The organism is Dictyobacter vulcani (assembly GCF_008974265.1).
Taxonomy (GTDB): domain Bacteria; phylum Chloroflexota; class Ktedonobacteria; order Ktedonobacterales; family Ktedonobacteraceae; genus Dictyobacter; species Dictyobacter vulcani.
Map to the genome: position 1 here is coordinate 160064 of NZ_BKZW01000003.1, position 17926 is coordinate 177989.

The 17926-nt window shown below is 46.0% G+C and carries 11 protein-coding genes and 1 rRNA gene; 5 read left to right on the top strand and 7 right to left on the bottom strand.

The window, feature by feature from the left end; all coding sequences use genetic code 11:
• Window positions 1–159 precede the first annotated feature (159 nt).
• Entirely contained in the window at window positions 160–2493 is a 2334-nt protein-coding gene (locus KDW_RS24860) for a PAS domain-containing sensor histidine kinase (RefSeq protein ID WP_151758636.1), read from the bottom strand.
• A 605-nt stretch (window positions 2494–3098) separates the two neighbouring features.
• Between KDW_RS24860 and KDW_RS24865 the strand changes: the two genes are divergently transcribed.
• Both KDW_RS24865 and KDW_RS24870 read left to right on the top strand, forming a co-directional pair.
• The gene (locus KDW_RS24865) at window positions 3099–6131 is read left to right on the top strand and encodes an ATP-binding protein (RefSeq protein ID WP_151758637.1); all 3033 of its coding nucleotides are present in this window, start codon (window positions 3099–3101) and stop codon (window positions 6129–6131) included.
• A 34-nt stretch (window positions 6132–6165) separates the two neighbouring features.
• Window positions 6166–6558 (top strand): response regulator, encoded by a 393-nt coding sequence (locus KDW_RS24870; RefSeq protein WP_151758638.1) that lies wholly within the window; start codon window positions 6166–6168, stop codon window positions 6556–6558.
• Window positions 6559–6690: 132 nt separating this feature from the next.
• On the opposite strand, the gene rrf is transcribed toward KDW_RS24870, so the two are convergent.
• A 5S ribosomal RNA gene (gene rrf / locus KDW_RS24875) occupies window positions 6691–6807 on the bottom strand.
• Window positions 6808–7075: 268 nt separating this feature from the next.
• On the opposite strand from rrf, the gene KDW_RS24880 reads away from it, so the two are divergent.
• Together KDW_RS24880 and glk are read left to right on the top strand one after the other, a co-directional pair.
• Window positions 7076–8011: an ABC-2 transporter permease gene (locus tag KDW_RS24880; RefSeq protein WP_151758639.1), complete on the top strand. Its 936-nt coding sequence runs from the start codon at window positions 7076–7078 to the stop codon at window positions 8009–8011.
• Window positions 8012–8292: 281 nt separating this feature from the next.
• Complete coding sequence (gene glk / locus KDW_RS24885; protein ID WP_151758640.1) at window positions 8293–9309, top strand: glucokinase; 1017 nt, start codon at window positions 8293–8295, stop codon at window positions 9307–9309.
• 111 nt (window positions 9310–9420) lie between these two features.
• On the opposite strand, the gene KDW_RS24890 is transcribed toward glk, so the two are convergent.
• Both KDW_RS24890 and KDW_RS24895 read right to left on the bottom strand, forming a co-directional pair.
• Entirely contained in the window at window positions 9421–10428 is a 1008-nt protein-coding gene (locus KDW_RS24890) for an aldo/keto reductase (RefSeq protein WP_151758641.1), read from the bottom strand.
• 149 nt (window positions 10429–10577) lie between these two features.
• A complete protein-coding gene (locus KDW_RS24895) occupies window positions 10578–11297 on the bottom strand; it encodes a ThuA domain-containing protein (RefSeq protein ID WP_151758642.1) in 720 nt (239 codons plus the stop codon).
• Window positions 11298–11623: 326 nt separating this feature from the next.
• Here KDW_RS24895 and KDW_RS24900 point away from each other — a divergent pair, with 326 nt between their 5' ends.
• Window positions 11624–13069, top strand: coding sequence for a hypothetical protein (locus KDW_RS24900; RefSeq protein WP_151758643.1), 1446 nt, complete (start codon window positions 11624–11626; stop codon window positions 13067–13069).
• 171 nt (window positions 13070–13240) lie between these two features.
• Here KDW_RS24900 and KDW_RS24905 read toward each other — a convergent pair whose 3' ends face one another.
• From KDW_RS24905 to KDW_RS24915, 3 genes are all read right to left on the bottom strand, one after another.
• Window positions 13241–14641: a transposase gene (locus tag KDW_RS24905; RefSeq protein ID WP_151758644.1), complete on the bottom strand. Its 1401-nt coding sequence runs from the start codon at window positions 14639–14641 to the stop codon at window positions 13241–13243.
• A 157-nt stretch (window positions 14642–14798) separates the two neighbouring features.
• A complete protein-coding gene (locus KDW_RS24910) occupies window positions 14799–16295 on the bottom strand; it encodes a hypothetical protein (RefSeq protein ID WP_151758645.1) in 1497 nt (498 codons plus the stop codon).
• A 280-nt stretch (window positions 16296–16575) separates the two neighbouring features.
• Window positions 16576–17889, bottom strand: a complete 1314-nt coding sequence (locus KDW_RS24915) for an NF041680 family putative transposase (RefSeq protein WP_151754673.1) — start codon at window positions 17887–17889, stop codon at window positions 16576–16578.
• Window positions 17890–17926: the final 37 nt, after the last annotated feature.

Sequence of the window (17926 nt, forward strand, 5' to 3'; positions counted from 1 at the left end):
GTTTATCCCGGTTCCGTGCGGATGCACATGATCGCATCCGCACGGATGTAAGCCAGCGAGCACGTTTCCTCGCGATGACCGGGATAAACTGATAAGAGCAATGAGACGTTAACAATCCTCTTGATTACATGTTATGGAGAAGGACAATCATAAACAGGTTCAAGCATGTTGTGCTTCCTGATTGTTCGTGTGGATGTTTTGTGTCTGATCGATAGGTAAAGAAAACCAGAAAGATGAGCCCTGACCTTCTTTACTGATCACACCCACCTCGCCATGGTGGCGCTTGATCAGTATCTGGCAGATATAGAGACCCAGGCCTAGATTAACGCCAGTACCTTTTTTATCCTTTGTTTTGCTGGAGCGATAATAGCGGTCCCAGATATGCTTTTGTACTTCCTCGGAGAGGCCCTGGCCACGATCATGGACCCAGACGCGTGCTTCTGTGTCAGTATATGTAACCTCTACCGTGACGGGATCTTCGGGATTAGAATATTTCAGGGCGTTACTGATATAGTTGGCAACTACCTGGCCAATGCGATCAGCGTCTGCTCGTACGGGGATATATCTTTTTTCTGGCAGCACCAGATAGATAGGATGGTTGCCTTCGGTATAGCGCAGGTCGGCGACGGTCTCCTCAACCAGATGGACAAGGTTATCCGGTTGTAGTGCCAGTTCTAATTTGTCAATTGCCAATCGTGAAGCATCAAGCATATCATTAATTAAACGGTTCTGTACGCGTGTCTGGCGCAAGGATTGTTCCAGTAACTTTTGCAACTTGGCAATCATGATTTGTACATCGGCAGGTAGCTCTTCGGGTCGCTCTTGCAGAAAGCGTTGTATGCGTCGTTGTGCGAGCTGAATGCTCCCATTGATAGCTGTCAGCGGTGTCCGTAGCTCATGTCCAACAATACTCATGAAGGTCTCTTTTTGCTTTTCCAGTTCTTTTTGTGGTGTTAAATCAACTATGATTGCGGCACAAAGAGAGCGGTTCCCATCTATAGTCACTCCTGCCATAAGTACAGGAATGCGCTTACCCTGTTTATTGTAATATTCTTTTTCTACAGGCATAAAGAGTCCTGTATCTTGCAGATCTTTTACCGCCTGTTCGTCAACATTTTGATACTCTGTAGGAGTGAGGTCACGCCAGTTTAATTTTCCGCTTTCCATCTCTTCGCGGGTGTAGTCGAGCATCATCAGCAATTTGTCGTTGGCTTCGAAAATAGCTCCATCCAGATTAGCCAGGGTGAAGCCTATCAGATTTGCGTCGATTAAACGCTTAAATCTTTCTTCGCTGGCATGTAAGGCCATTTCAGTATTTTTATAAGCCGTGACATCATAGTAGTAGGCTGCCAGACCTTCTGGGGTTGGATACAGGTGGACATCAAACCAGAGTTGTAAAGGTTCTAAAAAGGCTTCGAAGTGCTGGTTGGTTTGTGTTTGCATGGCTTCTCGTGCCTTTTCTTCGAAGATAGTACCTTTAAGGGAAAACAGCTTTTCCCAGATATTTTTTCCCAGCAGACTGGCGCTGGATTGCTGAATAATTTTTTCTGCTTGCTGGTTTATATAGGTAAAGTTCCAGTGATTATCAACATGGAAAAAAGCATCGCGAATGCTCTCCAATACGAGATTCAGATGCTGGTTAGAGGAGTATAACCGGGTCTCTTTCTGCCGTCGGTCTGTAATATCGGAAGCGATGCCCACCATATTGGTAGGCTTTCCCTGTCCATCGTAGAGCACGCGCCCCTGCAGGCTAACCCAATGTTCGACATTCTCGGTATCAAAGATTTGATATTCAGCGCTATATTCTTTTCCCGTTTCAATGGCATGTCGAATAGCTTTACGGGCCGCAGCACGATCTTCCGGGCGCAGTATGTGCAAAAACTGCCGATAATTGAGAGTAGAACCGAGGGGAAGATTTCCAAGCTTCGCCTGTATTGGATTATTAATGAGCGAGTTATTGTTGATGATATCCCAGGACCAGAGGCCGATCTCATTGGCTTTCGCGGCCAATGAGAGCTGTTCACGTAACTTTTGTTCTGTTTGCTTTTGTTCTGTAATATCCTGATTAACGATCAAAATAGTGGTTGGCTTGCCTTCCGCATTATGCAGAATTTTCTGGCTGCTCTTCATAACCAGGGGGGGGCCATTTTTGCTGATTTGAACTACTTCTCCCTGCCAATAATCAGTATCTTGCAGGGCCGTACAGATATCCTGACTGGCTAACAGTGTGTGTGTCTTGAGAAGCTCGCAGTAGTTTTGTCCCTTACTCTCTTCTTGCGTCCAGCCATAGATAGTTTCAGCTTTATTGTTCCATGATAAAATAGTGTACATGGAATCACAAATAATGATTGCATCGTGAGACATGGCGAAAAGTTCAGCATAAACTTGTAGCTGATTTTGTTGGGGTGCCGATATGTTCATACCTTTGTGTTTGTCGGGATGCGGTGTGAGCACTTTTTTTTCGGGCGTAAGCGCTGATCGATCCTTTCCCAAATCCTACCTCGCTATTAGCTGCTCTAGCTGGTTTATGACGTTTGTCTGGCTTTTATCGTTCTGTTTTCTTCTATCCATGGATGGGTGGCATTGTAATGAAAACGTTGGTGTTTTGCCTATAGTTACGATCTCTGATGTATGTGAAAACCTGATCGGGCAGGGAAAAAGAATGTTGCAGTGCTTAGATCTGGCTCACCTGAATCTGATGGTAGTGTAGGTGTCTTGTCAATAAATGATAGTTGTTCGTCATAGTTTGTTTCAGCCTATTATAACATAGGACCAACAAGACAACATCAGGCATTATTGTGTTTGCCATTCAATTGTGTGAGCAGGATGTATTATTTCCGTGTAATTAATCCGCCCGTAATTGTTGAGCTGTAGTGGTTGCTCTGGCCGCCAGTGGGCAGTGTTCACGATGGCTTTTCGCTCGCATTCGTGACTTTTCTTCCGGGCCTACTTTAAATTCCTTTGATAATGAGGTATGATAAGGCAAAATCAGTACATATGCTCATCACTGGTGATTTTTTGACAATTTCCATTCAGACAATGCCAAATTCTATGAGAGTTTGTAATGAGGCTCTCGTTCTGATATAAAGAGTAGACATATGAGTGATATCCTGTGGCTCAAAGCCAGTCCAGGCGCACAGCGTAGCTTAATTACACAGCTTCAACGACAACTTTTTCTGTCTCTGCTGCTTTTTTTAATTTTTTTGTTGCTGAGTTCCGGGGCAGGTATCTATGTTTCTTCTCACCAACAGGCGCTGGGTGAACAGAAGGTTGCTTTACATGACAATGTGAATGGGCTATTACAATCTATGGTTGATCAGGAGACGGGGCTGCGTGGCTATATTGCTACCGGTAATCCAGTTTTCCTGGAACCTTTTTATAATGGCCAGAAAAATTATGCAAATTACCTGCAAAACCTCAAAAATATTACCTCATCAATTGATTTTGATAATACCGCAAACGCTTTATTGCATGCCCAGGAGCGATCTACCGCCTGGACGTTATTATATGCTAATCCCCAACTATTAAATGTTAAAGAAGGAAATTTAGCCGCAGCTCGCTCGAAAGACAAAAATGCTCAGGGGAAGGCCCTTTTTGATGAAATCCGCAAAGCTGTTACATCGTTACAAAGTAGTAGTGATACTGACCTGACGGCTTTGCAGAATCGAGATAATCTTTGGAGTGGATTTTTTCTAGGAACCTTATTTCTCCTCATCCTGGCTGTTATTATATTTTTATGGTCTTCCTTCAGGTCGTTTATGCTCGTCTGGCGTGCACAATTAGCTAATCTGAAAGAGGCTACAACGGCCTTTGGTAATGGGGATTTCACAACGCGCGTGAAAGATAGCAAAGATAGCGAACTGAATGAAGTCGGCCACACGTTTAATAAAATGGCCGAGGAGTTGCAAGAACAGCAGCTTGCGCTCAAGGATCGCGATATTTTAGAGCAGGTTATGCAGTTGAATATTGTATTGACTGAGAGTCTGGACCTGTCGGAACTGATGCAGCATTTTTTTCAACGTATGCTGAGCTTGCTTGATATCCAGGTTGCGGCCCTGTATCTTTGTGACGAAGACCAGCAGCAACTGACGTTGTTTAGCTCGCGTGGTTTACCAGCAACGAGCAGGCAGTCTTCTTTTGCTATGGGTGAAGGTCTGGTTGGTCAGGTCGCCCAAAACCGCGAACCGATGTTATTAAGCCGCCAGCAGCAGGGCACAAGTATTTTTTCGGTGAAAACGGTGCTGGGTGAGGTGATCCCTTCTACGTTGTACCATTTACCGCTTATCCAGGGAAATGAACTATTGGGCGTGTTGGTGGTTGGCTCTGTGTTTGCTATGAATGAACGAGCGCGGAATGTGATACAGGTTGTGGTTAGTAATCTGGCTGCGGCCATTCGCAATACGCAGACCTATGAACATACTCAGCAACAGGCCCATACGCTGGCTGATTATGCGCATCAGCAAGAATTAAGTAATCATGCTTTACGCCAGCAAAGAGATGAATTAACGGTCTTGAATGCTGCATTGGAAGAAGCTAATCGTGTGCGGAGCCAGTTTTTGTCCACTATGTCCCATGAATTGCGCACACCGCTGGCTTCCATCATTGGTTTCAGTCAGATGATTATGCGCTCCACTAAAAAATCTCCGTTATCACTGCGCCAGAATGAGAATGTTGATCGGATCTTGAAGAACGCCCAGCACTTGCTGATTTTAATCAATGATGTGCTCGATCTGGCTAAAATTGAGGCGGGACGCATGGATGTCACTGCCATCGAGGTGGATCTACCCGAGTTAATTACCTCGGTGGTGGATGAGACTCGCTCGATTGCGGTAGATCGTAAGTTGGATCTGACCGTTTCCATTCAGGATGGTATCACTTCGATTGAGACGGACCCGCGTAAAGTACGGCAGATTTTGTTGAACCTGGTCTCTAATGCTTTGAAATTTACAGAAACAGGCTCCGTCTCTGTTACTGCAGTCCGCCAGCCTCTGATCAATGAGCATAATGCTGCACTTGAGCAAATTGCTATTTCAGTAGTCGATACGGGTATCGGTATCAGTGCCGAAAAGCAAGAGCACATTTTTGATGCGTTTTATCAAGTCGATAATACTAATAGTCGTGTCTATGGTGGAACTGGCCTGGGTCTTTCGATTGTACGTGAATTGACGACGCTTCTGGGTGGAAAAGTTGAGATTCGTAGTAAAGAGGGGGTTGGATCTACTTTTACCGTCTTTTTGCCGGTGCATTTAAGGGATCAGCGCTTTGTGCAGGAAGTGCGACTGAACACACTACGCGGTCAGGCAATCAGCTCGCTTTCTGAAGTAGCGAATGAAGTAGCGCGGGCAGCCAATACAGCTACTTTAGGTGAAGAGGATAATGTAGATTTGCCGGATGAGGATGAGTATCTGGTGGTAGCTGTGGATGATAATCCTGATGTGCTGCAACTTATTGCGGCCTCCTTAGAACAGACCCCTTATCGTGTCGTCGGTGTACAGGACTCAACCCGGGCTGTCAAAGTAATTCAGAAACTGCGTCCAAAGGCGATTACACTGGATATTATGATGCCTAAAGTTAATGGATGGCAGATTCTGCATCAGCTAAAATCAAATCCTGTCACGGCTTCTATTCCGGTTATTTTGTTGACGGTGCTGGAAGATCGCTCAGCAGGGTATGTGCTGGGCGCAGATGAATATCTGGTCAAACCTGTTGAAAGGGATGCCTTGATTGATGTACTTCAGCAACTCACCAATCGGGAATATGCAGTTGTGGTTGAAGAAGCCAATACACCGATATCTGGCGAAGATCCGGCACCACAGACGATCAATGTAGACTCTTCAGTCCAGCAGGATGATTTTGGCGCTATGAAGCCGATTCTGCTGGTGCATACCGAACCAGACATTCATCAGTTGGTTGAAAAATTAAAAGATAAGACTGGCTATGTCATACAAAAGTCATCTGATGGACAAGATATACTGCATGTGATTGAGAAAGTGCGGCCAGATATGTTAATGATGCTGGTTCATGCAGATGACAGCAAATTTTTAGGGGACCATATAAAATCTGTTGTTGAGCAAACTACTGTTATACCACCTCCGGTTCAGCAAATCGAAGATGAGCAACATCTCACATAATCCAGTAACGTATATCATGAAGGAATAATGAACTATGAATGAAGCTATATCTCAACAAGACAAAAAGCGTATTTTAGTAGTTGATGATAGTGAAGATATGCGTGAATTGCTGCAACAGATTCTTGAAGAAGAAGATGCCTACACTTTATTTTTTGCCGAAAATGGTCCTCAAGCCATTGAGCAGGCTACAACAATTCAACCAGATTTGATCTTGATGGATATGTCTCTGCCTGGTATGAGTGGTTGGGAGGCGGTTTCGTATTTACGCAAACTTGTCACATTTCATGAGACTCCAATTGTGGCTGTAACCGCGCACGTTTCACAATCTGATCAGGAGCGTGCCTATGCGGTGGGTTGCACAACTCATCTGGGGAAGCCATTTGATGTGATTACTGTATTGGATACTATTGCCGAACTTTTAGCCTGAGTTTTTTTACAAACTCTCTATTTAAGAGACTTATCCGGCCAGTTTGTCCATCCTGGCGTAGGTGTTATGGTGTGTATTTCTCTGCACCATACACAATCTGCCCATCAAAAAAACCACCTGTGTGGGCAGGTGAGACGGCGACTTCCTATTTTCCCACGCAGTTGCCCACGTAGTATCATCGGGGATGAAGAGCTTAACTTCCGTGTTCGGGATGGGAACGGGTGTACCCTCTTCGCTACAGTCACCAGCTCACCTGCACATGCAGATGGTTTGTTTCAACAGAGACAATATTACCCTATCTTTAGTGCTTTGTCAAGGCTTTTTTGCGGCAATTTATCCGTCCGGTCGTCCTTTTGGAGGAGTTGTACGTGTTAAGTCGATATAGAGGAATGCTATTTTTGGGCGATGACAGATTACTCTCTCTTGAGGTACACTGAATTTGTCTGTATGGATTGTGGGTTGAGGTTACCTGCGTAAGTGTGCCAGTATATTTCTTTACAGTGGGAGGGCAAGTTTCATGTCACAACATATTTCGGCTCCTATGCTTGATAGAGCAACCTCTGAGCTGTATACCCACGGCTGGCTGCACCAGATGTGGCGTCTGGTCGTATGGAACCTGTATAATCTGTGGCGGCGACTCATGACGCGCATTTTGCTGGGTATCTTTCTTGGGGGCTACGCATTGCTGTTGCTCCTGACGATTGTGTCTCATCTGCTGCTTGGGAATAGTAAACAACCCACCATTGGAACTGACCCAATTATGGCGATAGGTTTCCCCGGCTCTTTACAGTTTTCCCTGGGATATCTTGGCCTGCTTGCTCCTATCTTTTTGTGTATCGTCGCTGGTGCGCTGATAGGAGGCGATTATGGCTATGGATTGCATCGGCAAATGCTGACACATGGATTGAGTCGTGGGCAAGTGTTTACTGCTCAGGTGGTTGCTCTGGCTGTGATCGTCCTGCTGTTCGTTGGGGGCGTTATGTTGCTCTCAATCGTACTGGGTATACTCATCGGGCCATTGTTTGGAGTCGCGCCAACATTTTTGCCGATGCAGGGCTGGTTGGGAGTATTGCTAACCTGGATTACACAATCTATGCGCTACTATATCTATATGCTGATTGCCGTCCTGGCCGCTACGATTGGTCGGTCAGTGCTGGCTGGTATTGGTTTCTCGATTGGCTATGTTTTTATCGAATTCCTGGCGACAACCATCCTTTTTAGTCTGATCGGGGGATTGAGTGCGACGATGGGCAATATTATCGTAGCTTTTATCAGTAATCTCCCGGGTGTGGTCTCGAATACGCTGAATAGTTATACCACGGCCATGATTGCAGGCCAGCCTCTCACCTCTCTGGGCCAACTTCCCTTGCAAATCGGCTTAACCATCGCATATTGTGTGGTCTTGCTGGCATTAAGCTACCTTGTGTATAGTAAGAGCGACATCTTCGATTAGAGTACTCCTCTGGTACCTATCTCATAAATCCCCATGGGTAGAGTGTGGTATTATTTGGTTGATATGTTGAACGATTGCTTACCCGGCCTGTTCCGGGGTTCAACAGATGCCAATTTGACTATGATCTGTTGTCTTACTGCACATCAGACGACTGAATATGGGTTTACGTCGATGTTTTGTCGTGCTTTGAAGTTATATGCGGCAAGATCGCTATTTTGTCGCCGACTATTCAAATAAAGTGTCCTGATTACACAGTATTTATCGAAAGGTTGAGCTTAATCATGTTACTGGCTGGTGACATTGGGGGAACCAAAACGAATCTGGCTTTATATGCCTCGAAGGAAGATATCCGCACACCGCTGCGCGAAGCAAAGTTGCCGAGTGCCCAGTATGCTACATTGGCTGCGTTAGTCCATGATTTTATCAAGCAGGTAGATCTGCCTGATATCAAGATTGACAGGGCTGTCTTTGGTGTCGCGGGCCCAGTGGTAGCGGGTAAGGCCAAAATTACCAATCTACCATGGCATATGGAGGAGAAACAGCTAGAGCAGACGCTGAATATTCCTTCGGTGACCTTATTAAATGATCTGGCGGCAATGGCTACGGCTATTCCTCTGCTTCATTCAGCAGATCTGCATATATTGAATGCTGGTAAGCCTGTCTCCCATGGAACTCTGGCTGTCGTTGCGCCTGGCACTGGTCTGGGCGAGGCAACGCTGGCCTGGGATGGTGCGCACTATCGGGTGCATCCCTCCGAAGGTGGACATGTTGATTTTGCTCCTACGAATGCTTTTGAGATTGGCATGCTGGTCTATCTGCTTGAACATATGTCGCATGTGAGTTATGAACATGTATGTTCGGGGATTGGTCTGCCTAATATTTATGCATATGTGAAAGCATCTGGCATGTTTGATGAGCCAAAGTGGTTGGCGGATAAAATGTCACAGGTAAAAGATGTAACTCCACTCATTGTGCAAGGTGCTAATGGAAAATCTTCTGATGATACTTCTGATTTTCAAGAGCCCGAGGCTATTTGTGTGGCGACGATCAAAGCTTTTGCATCGATTCTGGGTGCTGAGACGGGAAATATGGTGCTAAAGTCGCTGGCGACCGGGGGAGTATATCTGGGAGGTGGTTTACCGCCACGCATCCAAACATTTTTGGAGGATCCGGAGTTTATGCGTGCCTTTACCAGCAAGGGACGCTTTTCTGAAATGCTCAAAGATGTGCCGGTCTCTATTATTTTAAATGGCAAAGTTGGTTTAATGGGTGCGGCCTCTTTTGGCTTTGATTTATAGCTTGATACGATAGACTGCCAGAACTACTCATTTTTTATCTCTACTTTAAAAAGAGGAAGCTACAATGTGTTGCAGCTTCCTCTTTTTGACTGGCAAATTTTTTTAATGTGCTTAGAATGTGCGCGGCACGATTTCATCGATAGCTTTGAGTTCTTCCTCGCTGAATTCCAGATTATTCAGGGCGGCCACATTTTCTTCGATTTGCGCTACTTTTGACGCTCCAATCAAAACACTGGTGACGGCTGGCAGGCGTAGATTCCAGGCCAGTGCCATCTGAGCCAGGGTTTGACCACGTTCCTGCGCGATCTTGTTCAGGCGTCGAATCTTGCTCAGTTGTTCACCCTGTACCACTTCCTCGTTGGCTTTATTTCCCCACCAGGCTGCGGCGCGTGAGTCCTCGGGAATATCCTGGCCAAGGTATTTATCGCTTAAGAGACCCTGGGCCAGGGGACTGAAGGTGATGACGCCGATGCCGTTGCGTACCGTATGGTCAAAGAGATTATGCTCTCTACCGCGATCCAGCAGGTTATAGCGTGGTTGGTGGATGGTAATGGGTGTCAGTCCCATTTGTTTAGTGACCTGAACGGCTTGTTCTAAGTCATCGCCAGGAAAATTACTCACGCCGACATACAGAGCTTTGCCCTGGCGCACCACCAGATCAAGTGCAGCCATGGTTTCTTCTAATGGTGTATTTGGATCCGGACGATGGGCATAGAAAATATCGACATATTCTAATCCCAGGCGTTTCAGTGATTGATCCAGACTGGCCACGATATATTTCTTTGACAGCCACTCACCATAAGGTCCAGGCCACATACGGTAGCCAGCTTTACTGGAAATAATTAATTCGTCGCGTGGCATTGTCTTGAGGACTTTACCCACTACGGTCTCAGCATTGCCAGGAGGGCGGCCATAATTATTCGCGAGATCAAAATGGGTGATACCCAGGTCAAAGGCGCGGTAGAGGCATTCACGCGCGATTTCCTCGCCACGATAGCCGCCAAATGTTTCCCAGGCGCCCAGCGAGATCGCTGGTAGCATGAGGCCTGAGCGGCCAGTGCGACGGTATTGCATCGTATCGTAGCGGTTTTCCGCAAATTGATGATTCTGTTCAGACATCCTGTTTCTCTTTTCTTTGTCCGGGGAACTCATAAAAAAGGTAATATATGTATTTATAGGTAGGAACACTGGTAATACAACGTTCCTACCTATAAATACATATATTATTTGAAGAGAGATGCAGCACTGACACGCTGCATCTCTACCCGTTATTTTTCCAGGGAAGGGGTGTTACCACGGATGAGCTTGCGGGTAGCGGTAGGATTGGCCCAGTTTACGGCGTTGCCAATAACTTGCTGAATCTCGCGATTGTGGTAGGTTGGTAGCGTTTCATGCCCGGGACGGAAATAAAAGATTTTACCCTGTCCACGGGTGTAGCAGCAGCCGCTGCGGAAGACTTCACCACCGGTGAACCAGCTGACAAAGACCAGGGTTTCTGGCTCAGGAATACCAAACGGCTCGCCATACATTTCCTCACGTTCGAGCTCAATGTAGTCGCCGATGCCTTCGGTGATCGGATGGTTTGGAGCAACCACCCAGATGCGCTCTTTATCATTGCTCTCACGCCATTTGAGATCACAATCTGTACCGAGCAATTTCTTGAAGATCTTGGAAAAGTGTCCTGAATGTAAGACGACCAGACCCATACCATCCAGCACACGCTGATGGACTTTGTTGACGATCTCGTCTTTTACTTCCCCATGGGCCATATGCCCCCACCAGATCATGACATCTGTGTTTTCCAGCACTTCTTCGGTCAAGCCGTGTTCTGGCTCATCGAGGGTAGCTGTACGTACTGTGAAGCCCTTTTCACTTAAGGCTTTGGCCAGGGTTCCATGAATACCTTCTGGATATATTTTGGCTACTTCTTCTGAACGTCGCTCGTGGCGATATTCATTCCAGATAGTAACACGTATATTTGCTGTCATAAAATGCCTCTTTCTAGCAATTGGGTTGACATACGTAGCGCTTTTATTGGGAAACTTCTATCTTGTTCGTGTATTTGAACAGGATATTGCTAGATGGCGGCCCATGTAGTTGGAAATGGGCAAACCTATCTTTATTCATTTTTATTGTAACACGTGTCTCATAAAATTGCATGGCAGTATCACGAACTTTTTTCTTTTTTACTTCTTCCTTTTACTTTTGAGATTTTTGACGATTATGTTTTTCTAGATTGACTGTATTTCTCAAGGAATTTTTTAGCATTTTTCTCTATTCTATTGCAGGATGCGCTCTAAGAAGGGATACATAAATGAATCAATTGCAGGCGCGACCACCACAAAAGGAACCTGAGCTCTCTCTGTGGCGGCGTTATCGAAACTCTGTAAAAGCTCGGCGAGCGACAACAATTGCTTTTTATATTCTTCCAATTATAGTTCTACTCTCATTAATGTTTACGGTGTTTACCCGAGCTCCTTTTAATCCTAATGAAGGCAAGCCTGTGAAGTCCGATGTGCAGAAATCAGTGCCTGCAACTGGACCAGCACCCGGGAAGCGCACGAATGACTTGAATGAGCTTGTTTCACAGGTACTGAATGATATGAGTGCCCATAGCTGGGATGAGCAATATCATACGACCCTGATTAACTGGCGTAAGAGCGATGTAAACCAGGTTAATTGTGGTCCAAATCATTGTGATCAGCGGGGTCATTCTACGCGCAAAGATAGTTTGAATGACCTACGACTGCTAGAAAATCTTTACTGGTATAAAGATCGTCATCCTGGTGATACGAGCATGGATGCATATATACAACGCCTCTTGCCGACGACCCAACAAGAGTGGGGCCATACCGTGCAGAATAAAGGGTGGATCTACTTTACGCTGCTGCGGATGCGGGATTTCAGCCATGATACTGCGTATTGGAGCCAGACCCTGCTGGGGTGGGCGACCGCTGAATATAAGCTGCTTGATCCTAAGCTTGGTTTACCTCACGGAGGCGTGGACAGTTCTGCGGGGAGCGATAAGTTTAGATTGCAGGATGGCTATCGAGTCGATCATGCTTTAGAGACCAGTCTGGCGCTGGTTGATGCTGGAACGCGTTTTCACCATCCTGAGTGGGTGGACGCCGGTAAGCGAGGCGCTGATGTGGTGATCAAGCAAGCATATAATAAACAATATCATCTGTTTGGACGCATTTATATCCTCAGCGATCCGCGCTTTGGTAATAATAAGTTATTAGATACGCAGGCTCGTATGGGTGAGACCGGGCAAGAGATTGAGGCCCTGGTGCGCACTGGCGTTTACACGCATAATCAAGCCTATCTCTCATTAGCGAAAGAGATGCTGGATAATCTACAGACCTCTCCTCTCAGGGATACCACAAATGGTGGATTTCACTTTAAGCTGTACCTGGGTCCATATCAGGGCTACAAGACCGGCCATCTGGATACAAGTATCAAGGAGACGCGCCAGTTACATGTATTGATTGCGACCCACCTGGCGAACCTGGTCTTTAATAATCGCTGGGCTGGTCTGGAGCACGATCTTGTCCAGGTCGCGACGCAGCGCCTGTTCCTGCCTGCTCCGGTTCCTGGTTTCAGTTATCGTGTCAAACCCGATGGTGCAATGTATCCTTGCAAAAGCTGTAAAACAGCGCCTCAGCTCGAAGATTGGATTACCTCTGAGGCGGATAACATTGCCCTGGAAGCCATGCAGACAGTCCTGTCTGCGCGACAGCAGCTTTTCCCAGATGCCTAGCTTCTTGTAGTTAGTGCGCTTGTGCCTGTGCTTGCGCTGACCTCTTAAACGTGTGTCTCATGGTAGCTATACATGCGTATCGCGCCACACGGCGCTCTCACAGTTTTTATGTTTTTGCATCAGGTGCGCATTGCGCACCTATGAGTCATCCCGAATTTTTGGGATGTTTTTCTAACACCTTTTATCTGCCAAAGACTGTAATGTCTGGATATTGGGAGCCAAAAGGTAGCCAAGACTTGGACGATAGTCGTCCCACAGACGGCTGATCGCCCAACGTAAGCGGTAAAGCGGTGTAATAGCTTTTTTGCATCGCTTTCCGGTTCTTTTGCACTTCAGATGCAAGATCATTTCAACAAGATCCCCGTGGATAGGAGTGAGTAAATGGAGGAGAAAAGCATAAACAAGTGTCACAATACCTAACAGCTTGAGTCGGTTTTCCATCGCGTACAAGCGCGGACTCTCCATCGCCAGCTCACTCTTTCCATAGCGGAATACGAGTTCTATTTGCCAACGTCTCCGATAAGCAAAAACAATCTCCCAAGCCTGCTCTGCAGTTCGAATACGCTCATTAGTTACCAGATACCAGACTTTCTTATTCACGCGAACTTTTACGAGATAAAGTTGATACGTGTATTGCTCATGCCAGATCGGTGCCCACCAAATATCACAAGGCATCTTTTCTCCAGTATGGTTATCACGTATTTCTTTATGAGATAAATACTTTTTATGCAATCCAATCTGCCATAATTTTTTCTTTTCCCCTTTCTCATTGAAAAATATATGTCCTTTTTTCCAGCGAATCACAAAACGCACACGTAATTTCTGTAACACTTGTATCCAAGGACCTGATGCTGCTCCACGATCAAATATGTGAAGGAGCTGATCCCCCCATTTCCGAACAACTTTTCTCAATAACTTTTCTTGTTGTTCTCTTAACTTTGTCGCATCATCACCTCTGGTGGTCCACCAGCTCATCACCGCTACTTTTACCCTTCCTTCCATTCCTATGATCAATGCTGCTGTCCACTGCATTCCTGCCACTGTAATCGCTTTCTTCGGCGGAAAATTAAAGACCATACCTTTTTTTGAGCGCTGCAATCTTTTCGCTTTACTAGAAGTTACTGGACAGATTCCTTCTAATTTCTCGCTTTCCGCTTTTTCTATGACACTCTCATCCCAAGGGCAAATAATCCTTTTCCCTTGTTCTCTCATACGTGTCACCTCTTTATCAGCTTCTTCTAGTAAATAGTGATCTATCTGCAAAAAATTCCATTTTATGGAGCGAAGCAGGTTTCCCACTCTCTTCGTTCCAGCAGTCGCTGTTTTTGATTGCTGCGCATATCCATCGAGGTAGGAACCTAATTCACTCAAAAGTAGTCCCTGCTTGTTATTTCTGAAACGAATAATTGCAACGCATACCTGTACTAACGTTCGCACTAACCTCTTATCTATCAGCCTATCAAGCACAATCAAAAGTGGCATAAGAAATTCTTCAAGCAATTGAGCTAATTCCTGTGATGCTCTCTGCGCATCTTGTTCCTCGGGTTGAAGTATGTCATACTGAAATGGCATGAGTTGGGGGCCTCCTGGTTTTTTGCTGTCAGTTGAATTTTTAACAGTTTAACTCAGGAGACCCCTCTTTGCCTAGTTCTTACTTTTCCGGTTTTCTCTCTTTCTTTCCGGCTAGAAATGTTCCTCAAAAATTCGGGATGACTCATAACTTATGTAGTTAACCATTGCTACGTAAGTTGATGCGGAAATGATATTCATTGCCATGGTTGCCATAGACGCCATCCAGATAATTGCTGAGTGGATTTCCTCCGCGCGGCACATTAAACGTAGGTGAGTGACAGAAATCATCATCTGTACACCCTGGAAATCTGGATATATTTAACTGGATAGGGGCATTGAGCTGTGTACCATCTGTATCCTGCGCGCTACCTGGATAGATATTGATGTTCTGACCCTGATCATCCATCGAAATCAGATAAAAATGTCCTGCTGCATCCTGGATGATCCTGACTTTATTCGGAGCGGTAACATTCAGAATGACGTTTTTTGTGATGCTGCCATGATCCACAATCACATGATGTACACCATCATACTGATTACTATAGATGATATGTGTGCGACCCTGGGTATCCATATAGGCATCGGTTAAATACGTCACATCGAAATCATTGTTGTTTTGCGGCTGAACCTGTGTGAGTGAAAGTTGCTGCATGACAGGATTATTGACATTGCCGATATAAAAGTATCTGATCTCATTAAAAATGTAATTAAAGTCAGACGCATCTGGATAGTTCAAGCGTGGGCGCAGGACATCACGCATCGCGACCATGGTTAGATCATTATTGTAACCAGGAAAAAAGTAGGCATAGGTATGGCGATAATCCATCTGACTGGTATGGAATGTCCAGCTATTGGTGATAGGGGAGTAGTAGGTCCAATAAAAGATACCTGGCACGTCATTGCCGGTCTGGAAGAAGACGATATCGCCTTTTTGATTAATAGAGGCTCCACTATACCCCTGATCGTCTGCCCACTGACCATTGAGGATTTCATCGCTAAAGGTTTTGCCTAGATTTGTGGAGACCAGATGATGGGCCTCTTGATGGGTGCCTGGCCATGTGAAAAGATGAATTTCATCATGAGGACCCCGAATAATATTGATTGGCTCGCTGCCTGCATTTCCCTGTTGAAGTTCGTTCCAACCAGAGCCATTGGGACTTTTGTGCATCAAATGCCAGGTACGATTTTGATCATTCTTTCCTTCGGAGATGAAGACGGTAAAAAGATCACCGGAGGTTGTGCGAATGATGCGTAATTTATGTGGTCCCCAGCTATTGGGGACATATACTCCCTCGTTGCCAAAGGCCTGATCCGTAACCTGGTCCAGTCCATCCAGTGAAGGCACGCCGGGGGAAGTTGGTTGAATCGTTGTGAGTTGTCCTGCCTGATTTGTTGGGAGGGCCGTTGCTTTTGGCCTGGCTGCTGCCGTTGGGGTGATTGAATGCCGCTGGATCTGTACTCCAATTCCTGGGATTTTTGGCGTCGCGCTCGCAACCGGGGCGCTGGTTTGTTTCGCCTGCGAATGTGTTTTTTGTGTATAGATTAAAATTGATGCAGTAATCACGATAATGGTTGCTAGCGAAATGAGTAATGTTCTGGTCTTACCTGCTTTTTGATTACTTCCTTTAAATTTTGCAAACCATGAAATCTTCAAATTCCCAAACCCCCCTTATGAGCTTTCCTACAGAGATGTGCTATTCGGTTAAATGCCAATAGTATTATTGCTGGGAAGTACTAACAGGACTCCAGTATATCGACGGAATAGAAGACTGATTTTAAGTAAGGTATTACTATTTACTTATTAATTGTCTTCTATCTCAGCGGAATATATACAGATATTTTATTTATTGACGTTTAGACTAAAAAGTTCTACCAGAACTCCATGAGAAGTTCCGTTCAAAGAAAGACGATGAATCAATGCGTCATCTCTGCCATCAGGATGGTACAATTTGAGGCAACTTTGGCTTTTTGCGAATGATGGGAAAACGTGGTGCTTTGCCAACTTTTGCTCCTTTCATCCGGCCTTTCGATTTTCCGCGTGGTTGTGGTGGCCGGGCAGGAGTGCCCAAACGTGCCAACAATTTGTGCATCCCGCGCCGCACCTGTTGGGGGGTTGGCTTGCGCTGTTTGCTTTCCCATGGTCGCCGTTCTGCTTCAACCACGTCACGAGCCAAGACCAGATGATTGTGCGCGATCGCCACAATATGGCTCCATCGCTCAAACTGTTCTGGGGTCCGCAAACGTGGTTGTTCCCACAACAAGCATTGCTTGTCAAAACGATAGCCATGCTCTTGCCCAAAGCGCAGCACATAGCCCAGTGCAATCTGGGTGACATCAGCTTCTTGATCCCCAATCCACACAAACCAGCTCACGCGTGGATCACGCTCTTTGTTGGTCGCATGAGGTCGCACCACCCGCAAAACGGTGACGTCCAGGTAGCGTGCCTGCTTGACATGCATGTGTTTCCACCAGGTGACTTCCACCGGACGCTCTTTCTCATCGGTACCTTTCCATACTCCATCTGGATCCTGATGCGTTGCTGGATCTTTCGGTTGCAGTTTGTCACCATCTTTGCGTGGACATCCTTTTTTTCCTGTTGGAGGTGGCGCAGCTCGGTAGAAGCAGCGATTGCTTTTGAGACGACCCAACACCTCAACCTCCAATGCGCTACAACGACACCACAACCAGTTGGAATCATACCCCCGGTCCAATACAACAATGACCTGCTTGGGCAAATAGGGTACCACTTGCCTGAGCTGTTCTTCTGCGACTTCGATGGCGGTGGTCTGCGACGCCACCCGTTGTTGGTCCAGAATATAGGTCCAACTGCTCACTGGCTCTGCCAAAGCCACGACCGTCGAGAATTGCCACCCAAACGTGACTGGCTTCTTGCATTCTGGCAGATTATGCATATGTTGTGCCGTACGATCGGCCGACGTTACAGCAGCCGGGCGTGCAATCTTGCTGGCATCAATGCCAATCCAGAGCCACTTGCCCGCATCGGGTTTGGGCAGATAGCGTGCCAGAATCTCTCGCAGGCGCTTCTCATCGATACGCCCATCTTCAAACGCCTCATACAAACTAGCCCAGGTGCGTTCAAACAAGGGCGATTGCGAGATCTCTGGAAACGATGTCGCCTGTATTTCTGTCATCAGTCCATCAATTGTATTAAACAATGCATCCTTCGCTCGTGGAAAACAGTCATAGATGTCGTGACGAAATTGTCGCAATGTGTTACTGTTAGTCATGCAAGTAAAATTCCTTGTGTTGTAATTATAAGAAGAA

What these genes read in the sequence shown, in the direction of transcription:
- KDW_RS24890 (WP_151758641.1), bottom strand. Translation starts at nt 10,428, where the DNA reads ATGTCTGAACAGAATCATCAATTTGCGGAAAACCGCTACGATACGATG.
- KDW_RS24900 (WP_151758643.1), top strand. Translation starts at nt 11,624, where the DNA reads ATGAATCAATTGCAGGCGCGACCACCACAAAAGGAACCTGAGCTCTCT.
- KDW_RS24915 (WP_151754673.1), bottom strand. Translation starts at nt 17,889, where the DNA reads ATGACTAACAGTAACACATTGCGACAATTTCGTCACGACATCTATGAC.
- KDW_RS24905 (WP_151758644.1), bottom strand. Translation starts at nt 14,641, where the DNA reads ATGCCATTTCAGTATGACATACTTCAACCCGAGGAACAAGATGCGCAG.
- KDW_RS24865 (WP_151758637.1), top strand. Translation starts at nt 3,099, where the DNA reads ATGAGTGATATCCTGTGGCTCAAAGCCAGTCCAGGCGCACAGCGTAGC.
- KDW_RS24870 (WP_151758638.1), top strand. Translation starts at nt 6,166, where the DNA reads ATGAATGAAGCTATATCTCAACAAGACAAAAAGCGTATTTTAGTAGTT.
- KDW_RS24895 (WP_151758642.1), bottom strand. Translation starts at nt 11,297, where the DNA reads ATGACAGCAAATATACGTGTTACTATCTGGAATGAATATCGCCACGAG.
- glk (WP_151758640.1), top strand. Translation starts at nt 8,293, where the DNA reads ATGTTACTGGCTGGTGACATTGGGGGAACCAAAACGAATCTGGCTTTA.
- KDW_RS24880 (WP_151758639.1), top strand. Translation starts at nt 7,076, where the DNA reads ATGTCACAACATATTTCGGCTCCTATGCTTGATAGAGCAACCTCTGAG.